The organism is Cellulomonas sp. GTC20042 (assembly GCF_055389595.1).
Window position 1 is genome coordinate 3198966 of the sequence record NZ_AP043678.1, and the last position, 17059, is coordinate 3216024.

Here is a 17059-nt window from a genome sequence, read left to right on the forward strand (position 1 = left end):
ACCCGACGCGAGACAATGATCGCTCACGCCGCCGACACCGGCGTGCACGCAGGTCCGCCCGGCGGTCCGCGCGCACCCGCCGGCCGGCCCGCACCGAACGACGGAGGACCCGTGACCGACGACGCCGCGCCCGCCCGGCCCGACGCCCCCACGACCCCGTCCCCGGCGCCGGGCGCACCGCCCGCCGACCGCTACGGCCGTCGGCCCTCGCCCGCCCGCCGTCGTGCCGCCCGGGTCGGTCTGGGCGTGCTCGCCGCCGCCGGCGTGGGCGTGGTGGTGTGGCTCGGCCTCGGCGCCGCGAGCACACCGGTGCGCTGGGACGAGGTCGGCTACCGGGTGGACGGGGCCACCGCCGTCGAGCTGACCTTCGACGTCACCAAGGACGAGGACGCCACGGCCGTCTGCCGGGTGCAGGCGCTGTCCGCCCGGCACGCGGAGGTCGGGGTGCAGACCGTGACGATCGGGCCCGCCGGCACCCGGACCCAGCGTGTGACCACCACGATCCCCACCGCCGAGGAGGCGGTGACCGCGGTGGTCCACTCCTGCGACCCGGCCTGACGCCCACCGCCCGCAGAGGCGTGTTCCCGCACCCCGTGGGCACCGGCGTTGCTATGATTGCCGATTCATACGCCGCCCCGGTCCGACGTGACCGCCGGTCGACGCGACCGCGAGGGGAACGGCGAGAACCCGTTCATGCACACCTCCGCGGGCGCGCACGTCCGAGAGGCGGAGGAGTTCTGCGCACGCCCGCCGGGTGTGCGAGACGCAGGGAAGGAGTGGACGTGACCGACACGACGCAGGCTGCCACCTGGCTGACCCAGGAGGCCTACGACCGGCTGAAGGCCGAGCTCACGCACCTCGAGACCGAGGGTCGTGCCGAGGTCACGGAGCGCATCGCCGCCGCCCGTGACGAGGGCGACCTCAAGGAGAACGGCGGCTACCACGCCGCGCGCGAGGAGCAGGCCAAGCAGGAGGCGCGCATCCGCGAGCTGAAGGCGAAGCTTGCCAACGTGCAGATCGGCACCCCGCCGGACGACGGCGTGGTCGAGCCGGGCATGGTGGTGACCGCGGTCGTCGCGGGCGACGAGATGACGTTCCTGCTGGGCTCGCGCGAGATCGCCGGCTCGGCCGACATCGAGGTCTTCTCCCCCACGTCCCCGCTCGGCGCCTCGATCAACGGGCACGCCGTCGGCGACTCGACGTCGTACACGGCGCCGAACGGCAAGGAGATCCCGGTGCAGATCACGGCCGCCAAGCCCTTCGAGGGCTGACCGCCGCACCACCGCGCACGCACGCAGGGCCCGTCTCCCCCTCGGGGTGGCGGGCCCTGCGTCGTGCCCGGGGGGATCGCCGGGGCTCAGTGCTCGGCGAGCCGGAAGCCGTCGTCGCGCAGCCGCTGGAGCAGCCGGTCGCAGTGCTCGGGGCCCTTGGTCTCGACCTGCACCTCGATCTCGACCTCGTCGATCTCCAGGTCGATCCCGGTGCGTACGTGCGAGACGTGCATGACGTTGCCGCCCGCGTCGGCCAGCTCGCGCAGCAGCGCGGCCAGCGCCCCGGGAGAGTCGGTCAGCCGGACCCGGAGCTGGAGGTAGCGGCCGGAGGACGCCAGGCCGTGCCGGACCACGCGCAGCAGCACCAGCGGGTCGATGTTGCCGCCGGAGAGCACCACGACCACCGGCCCGGTGAGCTCGCCCGGGGCGGCCATCACCGCGGCGACCCCGGCGGCGCCGGCCGGCTCCACCAGCAGCTTGGCGCGCTCGGCGACCAGCAGCAGCGCCCGGGACAGGTCCTCCTCGGTGACGGTGCGCACCTCGCAGCCGTTGTCCCGCAGCAGGTCGAAGGGCACCTGCCCCGGGGTGCCGACCGCGATCCCGTCGGCCATGGTGTGCAGCTCGGGGGCGGTCACCGGGTGCCCGGCGATCAGCGACGCGGGGTAGGCGGCGGCGCGGGAGGCCTGCACGCCGATCACCCGCACGTCCGGGCGCAGCTCCGCGACCACGGCCTGGATGCCCGCCGCGAGCCCGCCGCCGCCCACCGGCACCACGATCGTCGCCACGTCCGGCACCTGCTCGAGGATCTCCAGCGCGATCGTCCCCTGGCCCGCGACGATGTCGGTGTGGTCGAAGGGGTGGATCAGCACCGCGCCGGTGCGCTCGGCCTCGGCGCGGGCGGCGACCAGGGCCTCGTCCACGCTGCGACCGTGCAGCCGCACCTCGGCGCCGTACTCGCGGGTGGCGGCGATCTTCGGCAGCGCGGCGTCCAGCGGCATGTAGACCACCGCGTCGATGCCGAGCAGCCGGGAGGCGAGCGCGACGCCCTGGGCGTGGTTGCCGGCGCTGGCCGCGACCACGCCGCGGGCCTTCTCCTCCGCGGACAGGCGGGCCATCCGCACGTACGCGCCGCGCACCTTGAAGGAGCCGGCGCGCTGCAGGTTCTCGCACTTGAGCAGCACGTCCGTGCCGGCGATCTGGGACAGGGCCCGGGAGGACTCGACCGGGGTGCGGGTCGCCACGCCGTCGAGCAGGCGCGCGGCAGCCCGGACGTCATCGAGGAAGGTCACGGCCGCATCTTTCACCCGACGGTGGTGGCGCCGGACCCGGCGCGCCGGGTCCGCAGGGTGACGTGGTCGTCCGTGCCCAGGTGGGGGAACTTGTCGTGCCCGTGCAGGTACAGCACGACGGTGTTCAGCACCGCCGCGATCGGCACCGCGAACAGCGCCCCGACGATCCCGGCCGCCATCGAGCCCGCCGTCACCGCGAGCAGCACCGCCACCGGGTGCAGCGAGACCGCGTGACCCATGAGGAACGGCTGGAGCACGTGCCCCTCGAGCTGCTGCACCGCCAGCACCACGGCGAGCATCAGCAGCGCGACCACCGGCCCCTGCGCGACCAGCGCCACCAGCACCGCCACGGCGCCGGTGGTGATCGCCCCGACGATCGGGATGAACGACCCGACGAACACCAGCGTGCCCAGCGGCACGGCCAGCGGCACCTGGAGGATCGCGGCGCCGACGCCGATGCCGACCGCGTCGACCAGCGCCACCAGGATCTGCGTGCGGGTGTAGCCGCTCAGCGTGACCAGCCCGCGCCGACCCGCCTGGTGCACGCGCTCACGCACCCGCAGCGGCAGCAGCCCGACCAGCCAGGACCACACGGTCCGCCCGTCGAGCAGGAAGAAGAACGTGCAGAACAGCGCGATCAGCGCGCCGGCGCTGACGTGGCCGACCGTGGTGCCGACGGACAGCGCCCCGGACAGCAGCGTGCTGGCGTTGTCGCTGAGCGAGGAGGTGCCCTGGTCGACCCACTGGTCGATCTGGTCCGAGCTGATGTGCAGCGGGCCGGTCGAGAGCCAGTCCAGCGCCTCGTTGAAGCCCTGCACCGCCTGGTCGCGCAGGTCGCCGAAGCCGTTGACGATCGACCGCCCGGCCAGCACCACGAGTCCGGCGACCACGACCAGCAGCAGCAGGACCGCGGTGATCGACGCCAGCGCGCGGGGGAACCGGGCGACCCGGCGCAGCCAGGCGGCGACCGGGGTGAGCAGCACGGTCAGCAGCAGGGCGATCGCGACGGACACCACGATCACCTTGAAGAAGCCGATCAGCCAGAACAGCAGCGCGGCCGCGCCGGCGATCAGCAGGAACCGCCACGACCACGCGGCCGCGGCGCGCACGGCGGGCGTCACCGACTGCTCGGCGGTCCATCCGCGCGGGGTCGCGCCGGAGGTCAGGTCGCCCTCGTGCAGCACCGGCGGGGTCGGCGGCTCGGGCGCCCGCCGGAACCACCTCATGCCAGCGCCCGGGTGAGGTCGGTGATCAGGTCCGCCTCGTCCTCGATGCCGACCGACAGCCGCACCAGGTCGTCCGGGACCTCCAGCGCCGTGCCGACCACCGAGCCGTGGGTCATCCGCGCCGGCAGCTCGATCAGCGACTCGACACCGCCCAGCGACTCGGCGAGCGTGAAGACCCGGGTGCGGGCGCAGACCTCGGCGGCCCGCTCCGCGCTGCCGGCCCGGAACGACACCATGCCGCCGAAGCCGGACATCTGCCGGGCGGCGACCTCGTGGTCCGGGTGCGAGTCCAGGCCGGGGTAGATCACCGCGGGCACGTCGTCGCGGGCGTCGAGGAACGCGGCCACCGCGGCGGCGTTCCGGCTGTGCCGGTCCATCCGCACCGCCAGCGTCTTGAGCCCGCGCAGGGTCAGCCAGGAGTCGAAGGGCCCCGCGACCGCGCCGGAGGCGTTCTGGTGGAAGCCCACCGCGTCCGCGAGCGCCGTCCCCCCGGTCGGGCTCTCCAGCCCCACCGGCAGCTGCGCGCCGTCCGCCACCACCAGCGCACCGCCGACCACGTCCGAGTGCCCGCCGATGTACTTGGTGGTCGAGTGCACCACCACGTCCGCACCCAGCGCGATCGGCTGCTGGAGGTAGGGGGTGGCGAAGGTGTTGTCCACGACCAGCACCGCACCGGCGGCCCGGGCGTGCGCGGCCACCGCGGCGACGTCCGCGACGCCGAGCAGCGGGTTGGTCGGCGTCTCGACCCAGACGAGCTTGGTGCGACCGGGCTGGATCGCGGCGAGCACGGCGTCCGGGTCGGACAGGTCGACCGGCGTGTGCTCGATCCCCCACGGGCCGAACACCCGCGCGATCAGGCGGTAGGTGCCGCCGTAGGCGTCGTCCGGCACGACCACGTGGTCACCCGGTCGCAGCACCGCGCGCAGCAGCGTGTCCTCGGCGGCGAGCCCGGAGGCGAAGGCGAAGCCCGCACCGCCGCCCTCCGCCGCCCGCAGCGCCTCCTCCAGCGCCGCCCGGGTCGGGTTGCCGGAGCGCGAGTACTCGTAGCCGCCGCGCAGCCCGCCGACGCCGTCCTGCTTGTAGGTCGACACCTGGTAGATCGGCGTCACGACCGCGCCGGTGGCGCCGTCCGGCTCCTGCCCCGCGTGGATCGCGCGGGTCGCGAAGCCGGCGGAGGACCAGTCACCCTGGTCCAGGCCGTCGGCGGGGGTCTCGGGGGTGGCCGGCTGGGCCTGCTCGTCGCTCACCCCCACAGGCTAGGCGCTCACGCCGACATCCAGCCCGGGGAACATGCCGTGCGCTCCCTCGGTTGAGAGGGTCGACCCGAGGAAGGAGTCACCATGAGCTGGCTGTTCGGATCGGCCCTGTCGTCGACGATGGTCGCCCCGGAGCGCGCGCTGCGCGGCCGGGAGGGCTACCCCTACACCGTCCCCGAGACCCACACCGTGCTCGGCACCCCGCTGCGCGGCCCGTGGCCGGAGGGCACCCGCACGATCACGCTGGGCCTCGGCTGCTTCTGGGGCGCGGAGCGTGAGTTCTGGCAGCTGCCCGGCGTCGTGAGCACCGCCGTCGGCTACCAGGGCGGGTACACGCCGCACCCCACCTACGAGGAGGTGTGCACCGGCCAGACCGGGCACGCCGAGGTGGTGCAGGTCGCCTACGACCCGACCGTCCTGTCGGACGCCGACCTGCTGCGGGCGTTCTGGGAGGCGCACGACCCCACCCAGGGCTTCCGCCAGGGCAACGATCGCGGCACGCAGTACCGGTCGACGATCTACCCCACCACCCCGGAGCAGGCCCGGATCGCCGAGGAGACCCGCGCGACGTTCCAGGAGCGGCTGGCCCGCTCCGGCTACGGCGAGATCACCACCGAGATCCGCCCCGCCGAGGAGGCCGGGCCCTTCTACTACGCCGAGGACTACCACCAGCAGTACCTGGACAAGAACCCGGGCGGCTACTGCCCGGTGCACTCGACGGGGGTCGCCTGCCCCGTGCCGTCCGGGTCGTGAGCGCCGGGGTCAGCGAAAGGCTCCTGCTAGGCTGAGGAGAGCAGGAAAGGACAACCCCGCCGCGGACCTCGGCCCACGGCGGGGAGCCCTCACTGCATGAGCTCAGTCCACGAGCTCACGAATGAGGCGAAGTACTTCCACGACGACCGGCGCGAGCTGCTTGATGAGGGCTGTCACCCTCGCAGCTCGGCCGGTCGTTCGCTTGCCGGAAGGACTCGAAACGCCCCCGCGACCCTCGCCACCAGGCGTAACGTGCCGAGCGTGCCCCGACCGACCGCCGCCGACGCCCACCGCGAGGCCCTGCGCACCCTTCCCGCGGACGAGGCGTTCGCGTACCTGACTGCGGGGTCCGGACTGCCCGGCCCCCGGGGGAACCTCGAGCTGATGGGGGCCTTCGCGGACGTCGCCCCGGCGGCGCTGGTGCGGCAGGCCGCCGACGAGCCGGACGAGTACCTGCGCTGCTGCGGGACGGTCGGGCTGGGCCGTCTGCTGCTCGACGCCGAGCCCACGGCGACCGCCCCGGCGCCCGGGTCCGAGGCCGCCGGGTTGGAGGCGCTGCTGCACGCCCGCGCGGCCGACCGGTCCTGGCGGGTGCGGGAGGCGGCGGCGATGGCGCTGCAACGCGTCGGCGACCAGGACACCGCCCCGCTGCGCCGTCTGGTGGCGACCTGGGTGGCCGACGCCGACCCGCTGGTGCGTCGTGCGGCGGTGGCCGGGGTGTGCGAGCCGCGGCTGCTGCGCGACCCGGCGACCGCCCGCTCGGCGCTGGACGCCTGCGTGCGGGCGACCGCGTCGATCGAGGCGCTGCCCGCCGCCGCGCGACGCGACCCCGACGTGCGGACGCTGCGGCAGGCGCTCGGGTACTGCTGGTCGGTCGCGGTCGCGGGGGCGCCGGACGAGGGGCTGCCGCTGTTCCTGGCGCTCGGGACGTCGACCGATCCGGACGTGGCGTGGATCGACCGCAGCAACCGGGGCAAGGCCCGGCTGCGCCGCCTGCTCGACGTGCCGGCGACCGAGGCGTGAGGGCAGCGGTCCGCCCGCGCGGACGTGCTGCTGGACGGGCTGGAGACCAGCGGGGCGATCGAGATGTCCGCGGTGCCGTGACAGCCGCAAGGACGCGCGTCGCCGCGACACAGGCAGTGATGACCGGGACGGGAGGGGATCGCATGCCCAGGGGACCGCGCGCGACCGCGCTGCTGGCGACGACGATCGTGCTGCTGACGGCGGGGTGCGCGAGCGCACCGGCCGGCCCGACGGCGGAGGTGGCCGCGGACGGCCCGGACTGCCTCGCGGCGGACGTGCTGACCGACCTGGGCATGACGCCGCCCGCGGGCCACACGCGGACCGGCCCGGAGCCGGGCGGCGTGCCGGACGGGTTCACGCCGGTGTCGGTGGTGCGGTGCGGCGGCGCGTTCCTGCTGGGCGACGTCGCCCCGCCGATGCTGCTCACGCCCGCGCCGGAGACGGTCGAGGACCTCGAGGCCGGTGCGGTCGACGCGCTCGCGACCCCCGCAGCGCCCGCCGAGCCGACGCCGGAGCCCACTCCCGAGCCGATCACCGTGCAGGTCAGCGAGCTGCGCGGGGATCTCGGCCCGCTGCTCGACCAGCTCGGTCGCCCCTCGCAGGCGCCGCGCGAGGGCGAGGCGTGCATGGCGATGATGGAGTTCCGGCCGGTGATCTTCCTGGTGGACGCCGACGGGCGGGCGGTGCGGGCGCAGTGGCCGAGCACGTCCTGCGGGTTCCTGCTGGACGGTGCCACCGCCCCGCTGGACGCGCTGGAGGTCGTCAGCACCACGGAGCAGACGCTGGTCCTCGGCTGAACCTCTCCGGATGCGGCCCCGCCCGCGGCGTGCGACCGTCGAGCCCGACGGATCGACGGAGGTGTGACATGGGCTTCTTCGGATGGTTGTTGCTGGGCCTGATCGCGGGTGCGCTCGCGAAGGCGCTGCTGCCGGGACGCCAGGGCGGCGGGTGGTTCGCCACCCTGATCCTCGGCGTGATCGGCGCGCTCGTCGGCGGGTGGCTGGGCAGCGTGCTGTTCGACGCGCGGCTGGAGGAGTTCTTCTCCCTCCAGACCTGGCTGCTCGCGATCGGCGGCTCGGTGGTCGTGCTGCTGATCTACGGCGCGCTGACCGGGCGCAAGGGATCGCGCGCCTGACACGACCGACGGCCCGGCACCAGGGAAGATCCCCGGTGCCGGGCCGTCGTCGTGCGGCGACCTACTCGGCGGTCGCCAGGGCCGTCAGCGCGATCTGCACGGCGTGGTCGAACAGCTCCTCGCGCTGGGCGGCGGTGAGCTCGTCGGCCCGGAACGTCAGGTCGGAGATCGACATGATCGCCAGCGCCTTGCGCCGCTCGACGTCGGCCACCGCGTACAGCCCGGCGGCCTCCATCTCGACGGCGAGGGTGCCGTGCTCCACCAGCGCCTGAGTGACGTGCGGGCGGCTGGAGTAGAACGCGTCCGAGGTGAACACCGGGCCGGCGTGCACCCGGGCCCCCTCGGTGGCGCGCGCGGCGGTGACGGCTGCCGCCGCCAGGCCGAAGTCCGGGGCGTGCGAGTAGTGCACGCCCGGCAGGCGGCGCCGGCGCCACCCCTTGGCATCGCGCACCCGGTCGATCTATCATCGCCATCGAGCGATGACAGCATCGCTCATCGATCTATCGATGATCAGAACCGCTCTCACCCGACCGAGGAGGGGCCATGGGCCACGACCACGGCCATGCGCACGACGCGACCGACCACCGCGGACGGCTCGCCGTCGCCTTCGGGCTGACCTCGGTGGTGCTGGTCGCCCAGGCGGTCGGGGCGCTGGTCACCGGATCGCTGGCGCTGCTGGTCGACACCGCGCACATGCTGACCGACGCGGCCGGGCTGCTGATGGCCCTGCTCGCGGCGCAGCTCACCCGGCGTCCGGCGTCCTCCCGGCGCACCTGGGGCTTCCGCCGGGCGGAGGTGCTGGCCGCGCTGGCGCAGGCGGCGGTGCTGCTGGCGGTCGGCGTGTACGTGCTGGTCGAGGGCGTGCAGCGGCTGATGGACCCGCCCGAGGTGCCCGCGGCGGAGCTGGTGGTCTTCGGCGTGATCGGCCTGCTCGCCAACGTCGCGTCGCTGTGGGTGCTGTCCGGCGGGCGCGGGGCGAACCTCAACCTGCGCGCGGCGTTCCTCGAGGTGCTGAACGACGCGCTGGGCTCGGCGGGGGTGATCGTCGCGGCGGTGGTGATCGCCACGACCGGCTGGCAGCGGGCGGACGCGGTGGCCGGCCTGCTGATCGGCGCGCTGATCCTGCCCCGGGCGGTGCGCCTGCTGCGGGACGCCGCGGCGGTGCTGCTGGAGTCCACCCCGCCGGGGCTCGACCTGGACGCGGTGCGGGCGCACCTGCTCGTGGTGGAGCACGTGCGCGAGGTGCACGACCTACACGCCTCGCTGATCGCCACCGGCCTGCCGGTGATCACCGCGCACGTGGTGGTGGACGACGGCTGCTTCACCGACGGGCACTGCGCACGGATCCTGGACGAGCTGCAGGAGTGCGTCGGCACGCACTTCGACGTGCCGGTGGCGCACTCGACGTTCCAGATCGAGACCGCCACGCACCAGGGGCACGAGCACCCGCAGCACGCCTGAGCGGCTGGCGCCCCGGCGGGCGCACGGCGGCTCGCGTCAGGCGCCCTCCGCCACGCCGCACCGCGCCGCCAGCCACGGCCGCAGCTCGGCCACCGGCAGCGGGCGGGCGTGCAGGTAGCCCTGCGAGCGGTCGCAGCCGAGCCCGCGCAGCGCCTGCTCGGTGGCCGCGTCCTCGACGCCCTCGGCGGTGACCGTCAGGCCGAGCCGGTGCGCCAGGCCGATCGTGCCGGCGACGATCACCCGGGTGCGCTCGTCCTCCAGCAGCCGCGAGGTGAAGGCCCGGTCCAGCTTGAGCTCGTGCGCGGGCATCTGGTCCAGGTAGGCCAGCGAGGAGTACCCGGTGCCGTAGTCGTCGATGCTGATCCGCAGGCCCCGGCCGGCGGCGGCCACCACGGTCGCGACGGCCTGCGCGGGGTCCTGCATGATCGCGGTCTCGGTGACCTCGAGCACCAGCCGGTCGGTCGGCAGCCCGGCCCGGGCCAGCGCGGCGCCGACCTCCGGCAGCAGCTCGGCGCGGGCCAGGCTGCTCGCGGACAGGTTCACCGACACCGGCAGGTCCCAGCCGGCCGCGCGCCAGGCCGCGGCCTCGGCGGTGGCCTGCGCGAGCACCACCCGGGTCAGCAGCGGCATCAGCCGGTAGTCCTCGACCAGGTCGAGGAAGGCCGCCGGGCCGAGCAGCCCGTGCCGGGGGTGGTCCCAGCGCACCAGCGCCTCGACGCCGACCACCGCCCCGTCCGTGCACGACACCTGCGGCTGGTAGTGCAGCACCAGCGTGCCGACCGAGCCCGTGGGCCCGGCGGCACCCGCGCCGCCGCCGGCGTCCACCAGCAGCGTGCGCAGGTCGCTCAGCACGTCGCGCCGGCGCTCGGTCGCCGCGGCGGTCGCCTCGTCGTACACCTGCACGCCGCCGCCGGAGCGCTTGGCCGTGTACATGGCGGCATCCGCCCCGCGCAGCAGCGCGTGCAGCGTCGCGGCACCGAGCCGGGTGCTGGCCACACCGATGCTGGCGTCCACCCGCACCGCGTAGTCGTCGATCGTCACCGGGGCACGCACCGCTTCCAGCAGCCCCTCGGCCACCCGGCGGGCCTGCTCCGGGTCCGGGGAGTGCAGCGCGACGGCGAACTCGTCCCCGCCGAGCCGGGCGAGCAGGCCGGCGGCGCCGGTCTCCGCGGACAGCCGGGTCGCGATCACCCGGATCAGCTCGTCCCCGGCGGCGTGGCCCATGCCGTCGTTGATCCCCTTGAAGTCGTCCAGGTCGATCATCAGCAGCGCGGCCCGGTCGGTGCGGACCAGCATCTCCTCCAGGTGCTCCAGCAGCGCCCGCCGGTTCGGGATGCCGGTGAGGCCGTCGGTGCGCGCCTCGGTGCGTGCGGAGGCGAGCTCGGCCAGGTCGGTGGCGACGCGCAGCAGGCGCAGGCAGCCGATCAGCGTGCACGCCGCCGCGAGCACCGGCACCGCACGCTGACCGCTGGGGGCCAGCGCGTCGAGCACGATCAGGGCGCCGCCGCCGACCACGACGACCAGCGCGCCGACGGTGGACGCCCGGGACGACACGAAGGACGCGGTGTTCCGCACCCGGGGCGCCGCGCTGGCGACCCCGATCAGCAGCGCGAGCAGCACCCACACCAGCACCCCGGCCACGGTGAGCGCTCCCCCGGCGCGGTGACCGGTGGCCAGCAGCAGGTAGCGCGCGACGCCGAGCCCGGCGAGGGTGACGAGCAGGCCGACCAGGGTCCAGGACCGCCAGTCCGTCAGCAGGTGCGCGGTGAGCAGCATGACCATCGCGGTCAGCGCCATCACCACCAGTGCGGAGACCAGCAGGACCTCGACGGCCACCCGCCACGGCGGCCCGAGGTCCGGCGCCGCGGGCAGCAGCCGGTAGGTGAGGTAGACGGTGAGCGAGGTGGCGCCGACCAGCCCTGCGATCCCGGCCATCCACTCCCCCGGGTCCCAGTCCCCGACGCCGTAGCGGTTCCAGTACTGGGTGGCCTCGTAGAGCAGCACGCAGGCGGCGATCGTGCCGAGCGCGAGGCCGAGGCCGGTCAGCGGCAGGCGGGGGTGCAGCAGCTCGATCAGCGCTTCGACGGCGAACCCGACGGCGAGCACCCCGCCGACCGGGGTGAACCAGCGCCAGGCGCGCAGCTCGCGGAACGGGCGGGCGGCGACCCGGCGGCGCACCACGACCGCGGCGGCGCCGGTGGTCAGCCCGGCGAGCAGGGAGAACGCGGCGTTCGGCCCGACGATCAGGACCACCGCGAGCAGGACGAGCCACGCACTGCCGCCCACGGCGACGGTACGTCGGGTCCGTCCGTTCATGCACAGGACATCGGCGCGCGCGGCGCAGGCCTGAACGAGGGACCGAGCCGGATCGGGCGCAGATCCGGGTGAAATGGCGGTCCTGACCGGTATCGACGCAGGTCAGCGCGCTGCGAGCGCTCCGACGCCGACGACCCCGGCACGGAGGTCCGCGCCGGGGTCGTCGTGGTGGTGCAGCGAGCGGGGTCAGCCCTTGGCGACCTCGTCCACCGTCTGGTGCGTGGGGTGCGGGTGGCTGCGCTCCAGCGAGGCGCCTTCCACGTCCACGTCCGGCAGGATCTTGTCCAGCCACGCCGGGATCCACCAGGCCGACCTCCCGGCCAGGTGCATGATCGCGGGGATCAGCAGCATGCGGACCACGAAGGCGTCGGCCAGCACGCCGAACGCCAGGCCGAAGCCGAGCGGCCGGATGATCGTGGACTCCGAGAAGATGAACCCGGAGAACACCGCCGCCATGATGATCGCCGCGGCGGTGACCACGACCCGGCCCGCGTGCAGGCCGCGCCGGACCGCCACCCGGGCCTCGACGCCGTGGGCGTAGGCCTCGCGCATGCCGGACACCAGGAACAGCTGGTAGTCCATCGCCAGGCCGAACAGGATGCCGGTGACGATGATCGGCAGGAAGCTCAGCACCGGTGCGGGGTCGTGCACGCCGAAGACGTCGCCGAGCCAGCCCCACTGGTAGATCGCGGTGACGCCGCCGAGCGCGGCGAACAGCGACATGACGAACCCGAGGGTCGCGGTCACCGGCACCAGGATCGAGCGGAACACCACGATCAGGATGATCAGCGAGAGGCCGACCACGATCGCCAGGTAGCCGGGCAGGGCGTCGGCGAGCTTCTCGGAGACGTCGATCGCCGCGCTGGTCGAGCCGGCCACGCCGAGGCGGACATCGCCGTCGATCGGCGAGGAGTCGCGCAGGGTGTGCACCAGGGTCTCGGTGCTCTCGCTCTGCGGGCCCTCGGTCGGGATCACCTGGAACGCGAGCACGGTGCGGTCCTCGTTGGCGCCGATCGGCGCGACGGCGACCACGTCGTCCTGGTCGGCCAGGACACGGCCGATCCGGAGCTGCTCGCCGACCAGGTCGTCCTCGGCGACCGCCTCGGGAAGGTCGGCGACCACCAGCAGCGGGCCGTTCACGCCGGCGCCGAACTTCTCCGCGGTGATCGAGTACGACTGGTACTGCTCGGAGTCCTCCGCCTCGGAGGAGCCGTCCGGCAGGCCGAGCCGCATGGACATCGCCGGGATCGCGACGATCAGCAGCGCCACCACGCCGACCACCAGGGTCAGCCAGGCGCGGGAGGTGCGCATCGGGGTCGAGGGGACCGGCTCCGGCTCCTCGTGGCCGACGGTGGCCCGCTGCTTGCGCGGCAGCACCCGCAGACCGATCTTCGCCAGCATCGCCGGGGTGAGCGTGATCGCGATCAGCACCGCGATCAGGATGCACAGCGCGCCGACGGTGCCCATCAGGCCGAGGAAGGGGATGCCGGTGATGTTGAGCGCGAGCAGCGCGACCAGCACGGTCGACCCGGCGAAGACCACCGCGTTGCCGGCGGTGCCGTTGGCCAGCCCGATCGACTCGTGCAGCTCGACGCCGTCCCGCAGCTGCCGGCGGTGCCGGTTGAGGATGAACAGCGAGTAGTCGATGCCGACCGCGAGCCCGAGCATGATGCCGAGCACCGGGGTGACCGACATCATCTCGACCGAGCCGGACAGCGCCATGGCCGAGGCCGCGCCGACACCGACGCCGACCAGCGCGGAGAGGATCGGCAGCGCCGCGGCGACCAGCGTGCGCAGCATGACCATCAGCACGATCGCGGCCAGCAGCACGCCGACGACCTCGCCCGGGCCGAGCACGCTCGGGACGGTCTGGGTGATGTTGTTGGAGACCTCCGTGGCCACGCCCGGGATGTCGGCGTCGGCGAACGCGGCAACGACGGCGTCCTTGGTCTCGACCGGGACCTCGAACTGGGAGTCGTCGAAGCTGACGGTGGCGGTGGCCGCGGAGCCGTCCTCGGACACCAGGCGGATGCCGGAGGCGAGGTCGAGCAGACCCGCGCCCTGCTCGGCCTGGGTGCGCTGCGCGTCGAGCTCGGCCTGGCCGTCGGCGAGCTGCTGGGACTGCTCGTCGAGCTGCGCCTGGCTCGCGTCGATCTGCGCCTGCTGCGCGTCGAGCTGGGCGAGCGCCTCGGCGGGGGCGCCGGCGGCCTCGGCCTGCGCGCGGGCGGCGTCGAGCTGGGCCTGGCCCGCGTCGATCTGCGCCTGCGCGGCGGCGACCTGCTCGGTGCCCGCGTCGATCTGCGCCTGCGCGGTGGCGATCTGCTCGGTGCCCGCGGTGATCTGCGCCTGCTGGTCGGCGAGCTGGGCGGTGGTGGCGAAGGGGTCGGTGACCCCCGCGACGCCGTCGATGTCGGTGAGGCCGGCGAGCAGGTCGCTGATCGCGGTCTGCTGGTCGGCGGTGAAGGCCGCGCCGTCCTCGGTGTGGAAGAGCACCGAGCCGGAGCCACCGCTGGCGGCGGGGAACTCCTCCGCCAGGTGCTCGGTGACCTTCTCGGTCTCGGTGCCGGGGATGGTGACGGCTGAGGTGAGCGTGCCGCCGAACGCGAGGAAGGCGCCGACCGCGAGGCCGAGCACGAGGACCCAGGCCGTGACGACGGCCCAGGCGCGCCGGGCGGAGAAGCGCCCGATCCGGTAGAGGAGTCCTGCCATGTGCTGTGTCAGTTCCCTGTCTCGCAGTGGTGGGTGGGCGTGCGGGGCGTCACTGCTCCGGCATGAAACCGGCACGGACGCTGAGCAGCAGCCGATCGGTGAGGTGGTCCCAGGCCGCGACGGCGTCGGGGCCGGTGCGGTCGGTGGTGGCGATCCAGTGCTGGGCGATGACCCCGATCCCGTGCACCAGGGAGGTGACGAGCAGGTCGATGTCGACCCGGTCCACGCCGGGCCGGCGACGGGCGATCTCCTCGCTCAGGTGGGCGGCCACCCGGTCGAAGGTCTGCACGACGAGCTGCTTGCGGCGCGGGTCCTCCTGAGCGCCGCAGGCCGGGTCGCCGAGCACGCGGTACAACGAGGCGATCGTGCTGGGCAGGTCGACGATCCGCAACATCTCGCCGAGCTCGTCGAAGAGGTCGTCCCGGCTGCCGGCCCCGGTGGCGGTAGCGGCGTAGCGGGCGAAGAACTGGTCGATCACCTGCTCCAGCGACTCGCTGGCGATCGTCAGGACGATGTCGTCCAGGCTCGCGAAGTAGTTGAAGACGGTGCGCCGGGAGACGTCGGCCCGGGCCGCGAGCTCGTCCACGCCGAGGTCCGGCACCCCGCGCTCGGCGACCAGCGCGGCGGCGGCGTCGAGGATCGCCCGGCGGTGGCGCTCCTTGTGCGCCGCGCGGCGGTCGATCGGCTGCTCCGTCATGGGATGACCGTAGGCATGCCCGTGCACCGAGTGCAAGTCTGCACTCGGTGCACGTGCGTTTCTCACCCGGGCGGTCACGCCCGGGGGGCGGTGCTCAGCCGCGGCGGGTGCGGCGGCTCCCCCGGGCCCGGAGCAGCAGCGCGCCCAGGCCCAGCGCGGCCAGCGCCAGCCCCGCGAGCGCGGCGGCCTCGGTGCCGGTCACCGCGAGCACGTCGCTCACCGCCGAGACCTCCGAGCGGGTCACCGTCACCCCCAGCACCTCCTCGCGCGGCCCGGGCGGCGTGGTCCCGCCCGGGTCGGCGACGGGCTGCACGAACACGCCTGCCCGGTCGGGCTCCAGCGTCTCGTGCACCAGGCCGGCGGCGGCGACGCTCGCGGTGTGCACGACCATCGTGTTCCACGCCGGGGCGGTGGAGCCGGTGGCGTCACCCGCCGCCGGCGTCACCGAGCGGGTCCGGAACGCGACGGTGACCGTCTCGCCGGGCTGGAGGTTCGCCGCCGCCAGGTCGACGTCCACCCGCACGCCGCGCACCGTGGACAGGTCGGTCACCTGGTCGGCCGGGGTCCACACGTCCGCCGCGCAGCCCGTGCCGTAGGGGTCGGCCGAGCGCGGGTCGCCGGAGAACCGGCAGGTCTGCCCGTCCAGCAGGTAGGAGACCGTGGTCTTCCCGCCGGTCGGCACGCCCTGCACCGTCAGGTCGCCGAGGAACTCCGGCGCCCAGGCGGAGCCGCGCGAGCTGCTGCTCTGCGAGCGCGAGGTGCCGGTGTCGCCGTCGTGCGGCAGCACGTCGACCAGGCTGATCGCGGCGGTCGGCAGATTGTCGGTGTTGGCCACCCGCAGCCGCCAGGTCTCCGTGCCGCCGGGGGCGGTCCCCACCAGGCACGGGTTCCGGTAGAAGCCGTCCGCAGCCACGCAGTCGCCGCCGACCGTGCTGACCACCCCGGTCGGGGTGCCACCCGGGGCGACGTCCTCTGCCACGTCCTTGACCCGCAGGTAGGTCGCCATCGCCACCACGTCCACCGTGGCGGTGGCCTCCCGCACCATGTCGTCGGCGGCGGTGAGCACGAACCGGTTGGTCAGCACCGCGCCGGCCGGGGTGCCCGGGCGCACGGCCAGCGGCACGGTGACGACGACGCGCTCACCGGGCAGCAGGCGGGTGCCCGCCGGGAAGGTCACCCGGATCCGGTCGCCGTCGACGGCCACGGTCGGGTCGACCTGGGCGGCCTGGGCCGAGCTGGGCGTCACCTGCACCGCGGCCTCGCCGTAGGCGTCGGGGTCGTAGACCAGCAGCGCGCCGTCCGCGTCGGCGGGCAGCGCGCCCTGCACGTCCCGGCCGCTCACCGTCACCTGCGCGGAGCCGGTGCGCTGGCCCTGCACCGAGACGCCGTCCGCGACGATCTCGAAGGGCTCCGGGATCGAGTCGGCCATCACGGCGTCGACGCACATGGTCACGATCGACTCGCAGGTGACGTCGATCGTCCAGGTGACCCGGTCGCCGGGCTGCGCGGACGTCGCGGAGACCGACTTGAGCACGCTCAGCACGGCGCGCGGCTCGTCGGCACCCTGCGCGACGCCGGGGGCGCCCGCGAGCACCGCCACCAGCGCCAGGGTCGCGGCGACCAGCGCCGCCCAGCCCCGGCTCCACCGAGTCGTCCACGCCGTCGTGACGGCTCCTGATCCTCGCCTGCTGTCCACGTCGCCCCTCGTCGCTCTCTCGGGTCGGCGGGGCCCGGATCGGCTCCCACCGACACGCACGACCGAGGACGGAGCGGGTCATGACGCGGAAAGCGCTGCCCGATCTGCCGGATTCCTCCCTTCGGGTGAAGGTCGCGGCCAGATGGGCGTTTCCTGACGAGTTGTCTGCTTACGATCCCAGCGCGTCGGCGAGTCCCCGGCGCGATCCCAGGGAGGCGATCCACGTC

General features: G+C 74.5%; 15 protein-coding genes. 7 read left to right on the top strand and 8 right to left on the bottom strand.

Annotated elements, in window-relative coordinates; genetic code table 11:
• Positions 1-111 precede the first annotated feature (111 nt).
• Positions 112-558 carry a DUF4307 domain-containing protein gene (locus ACZ5HG_RS14815; RefSeq protein ID WP_464177632.1) on the top strand — a complete coding sequence of 149 codons (447 nt, stop codon included), beginning with the start codon at positions 112-114 and terminating at the stop codon, positions 556-558.
• Between the two features lie 224 nt (positions 559-782).
• A complete protein-coding gene (greA, locus tag ACZ5HG_RS14820) occupies positions 783-1271 on the top strand; it encodes a transcription elongation factor GreA (RefSeq protein ID WP_464177634.1) in 489 nt (162 codons plus the stop codon).
• A gap of 86 nt (positions 1272-1357) precedes the next feature.
• Here greA and ilvA read toward each other — a convergent pair whose 3' ends face one another.
• From ilvA to ACZ5HG_RS14835, 3 genes are read right to left on the bottom strand one after another with little or no spacing between them, the layout of a single operon-like run.
• Positions 1358-2560, bottom strand: coding sequence for a threonine ammonia-lyase (ilvA, locus tag ACZ5HG_RS14825; protein ID WP_464177636.1), 1203 nt, complete (start codon positions 2558-2560; stop codon positions 1358-1360).
• Positions 2561-2571: 11 nt separating this feature from the next.
• Positions 2572-3786 carry an AI-2E family transporter gene (locus ACZ5HG_RS14830; protein WP_464177638.1) on the bottom strand — a complete coding sequence of 405 codons (1215 nt, stop codon included), beginning with the start codon at positions 3784-3786 and terminating at the stop codon, positions 2572-2574.
• Positions 3783-4982: a cystathionine gamma-synthase gene (locus ACZ5HG_RS14835; protein ID WP_464182179.1), complete on the bottom strand. Its 1200-nt coding sequence runs from the start codon at positions 4980-4982 to the stop codon at positions 3783-3785. The genes ACZ5HG_RS14830 and ACZ5HG_RS14835 overlap by 4 nt, the downstream gene beginning before the upstream one ends.
• A 144-nt stretch (positions 4983-5126) precedes the next feature.
• Here ACZ5HG_RS14835 and msrA point away from each other — a divergent pair, with 144 nt between their 5' ends.
• The 4 genes from msrA (at position 5127) to ACZ5HG_RS14855 (ending at position 7953) form a co-directional block, all read left to right on the top strand.
• Complete coding sequence (msrA, locus tag ACZ5HG_RS14840) at positions 5127-5795, top strand: peptide-methionine (S)-S-oxide reductase MsrA (RefSeq protein WP_464177640.1); 669 nt, start codon at positions 5127-5129, stop codon at positions 5793-5795.
• 261 nt (positions 5796-6056) lie between these two features.
• On the top strand, positions 6057-6818 hold the full coding sequence (locus ACZ5HG_RS14845) for a HEAT repeat domain-containing protein (RefSeq protein ID WP_464177642.1): 762 nt from the start codon (positions 6057-6059) through the stop codon (positions 6816-6818).
• Positions 6819-6961: 143 nt separating this feature from the next.
• Positions 6962-7615, top strand: coding sequence for a hypothetical protein (locus tag ACZ5HG_RS14850; RefSeq protein ID WP_464177644.1), 654 nt, complete (start codon positions 6962-6964; stop codon positions 7613-7615).
• Between the two features lie 68 nt (positions 7616-7683).
• Entirely contained in the window at positions 7684-7953 is a 270-nt protein-coding gene (locus ACZ5HG_RS14855) for a GlsB/YeaQ/YmgE family stress response membrane protein (RefSeq protein WP_464177646.1), read from the top strand.
• 61 nt (positions 7954-8014) lie between these two features.
• Here ACZ5HG_RS14855 and ACZ5HG_RS14860 read toward each other — a convergent pair whose 3' ends face one another.
• A complete protein-coding gene (locus ACZ5HG_RS14860) occupies positions 8015-8404 on the bottom strand; it encodes a phosphorylase family protein (RefSeq protein ID WP_464177648.1) in 390 nt (129 codons plus the stop codon).
• 92 nt (positions 8405-8496) lie between these two features.
• On the opposite strand from ACZ5HG_RS14860, the gene ACZ5HG_RS14865 reads away from it, so the two are divergent.
• Positions 8497-9414 (top strand): cation diffusion facilitator family transporter, encoded by a 918-nt coding sequence (locus tag ACZ5HG_RS14865; RefSeq protein WP_464177650.1) that lies wholly within the window; start codon positions 8497-8499, stop codon positions 9412-9414.
• A gap of 36 nt (positions 9415-9450) precedes the next feature.
• Here the strand turns inward: ACZ5HG_RS14865 and ACZ5HG_RS14870 are convergent, their stop codons facing one another.
• From ACZ5HG_RS14870 to ACZ5HG_RS14885, 4 genes are all read right to left on the bottom strand, one after another.
• Positions 9451-11700, bottom strand: a complete 2250-nt coding sequence (locus ACZ5HG_RS14870) for a putative bifunctional diguanylate cyclase/phosphodiesterase (RefSeq protein WP_464177652.1) — start codon at positions 11698-11700, stop codon at positions 9451-9453.
• Between the two features lie 216 nt (positions 11701-11916).
• Complete coding sequence (locus ACZ5HG_RS14875; RefSeq protein WP_464177654.1) at positions 11917-14439, bottom strand: MMPL family transporter; 2523 nt, start codon at positions 14437-14439, stop codon at positions 11917-11919.
• 49 nt (positions 14440-14488) lie between these two features.
• Positions 14489-15136, bottom strand: coding sequence for a TetR/AcrR family transcriptional regulator (locus ACZ5HG_RS14880; RefSeq protein WP_464177656.1), 648 nt, complete (start codon positions 15134-15136; stop codon positions 14489-14491).
• 94 nt (positions 15137-15230) lie between these two features.
• On the bottom strand, positions 15231-16832 hold the full coding sequence (locus tag ACZ5HG_RS14885; RefSeq protein ID WP_464177658.1) for a hypothetical protein: 1602 nt from the start codon (positions 16830-16832) through the stop codon (positions 15231-15233).
• Between the last annotated feature and the right edge of the window lie 227 nt (positions 16833-17059).